Origin of the sequence: Pseudomonas sp. NPDC088429 (assembly GCF_044753305.1) — a bacterium.
In the GTDB taxonomy this organism is placed as follows: Bacteria; Pseudomonadota; Gammaproteobacteria; order Pseudomonadales; family Pseudomonadaceae; genus Aquipseudomonas; species Aquipseudomonas rustica.
In genome coordinates this window covers 700-1331 of record NZ_JBIVMX010000172.1, presented here as the reverse complement: position 1 = coordinate 1331, position 632 = coordinate 700, and the positions used below count along the sequence as shown (strand labels likewise).

Genomic DNA, 632 nt, shown 5'->3' with positions numbered 1-632 from the left:
CGCTGCCGCGGTTTAACGGTTCAAATATTCAGAGGATCCAGCTATGAGTAGCGGACGTATCGTTCAAATCATCGGCGCCGTTATCGACGTGGAATTTCCACGCGACAGCGTACCGAGCATCTACAACGCTTTGAAAGTCAAAAGCGATGCCGGCACCACTCTGGAAGTTCAGCAGCAGCTGGGCGACGGCGTGGTTCGTACCATTGCGATGGGTTCCACCGAGGGCTTGAAGCGCGGTCTGGAAGTTACCGATTCTGGCGCAGCCATCTCCGTACCGGTCGGTAAAGCGACCCTGGGCCGGATCATGGACGTCCTCGGTAACCCGATCGACGAAGCTGGCCCGATCGACACCGAAGAGCGTTGGGGCATTCACCGTCCAGCGCCTTCGTTCGCTGAACAGGCAGGCGGCAACGACCTGCTGGAAACCGGCATCAAGGTTATCGACCTGGTTTGCCCGTTTGCCAAAGGCGGTAAAGTCGGTCTGTTCGGTGGTGCCGGTGTAGGCAAAACCGTAAACATGATGGAACTGATCCGTAACATCGCCATCGAGCACAGCGGTTATTCCGTGTTCGCCGGTGTGGGTGAGCGTACTCGTGAGGGTCACGACTTCTACCACGAGTTGAAGGACTCCC

The 632-nt window shown here is 57.4% G+C and carries 1 pseudogene; it reads left to right on the top strand.

Annotation, left to right across the window (positions count from 1 at the left end):
• Positions 1-43: 43 nt before the first annotated feature.
• Positions 44-632 (top strand): annotated as a pseudogene (locus ACIP66_RS28765) (F0F1 ATP synthase subunit beta); the annotation flags it as partial.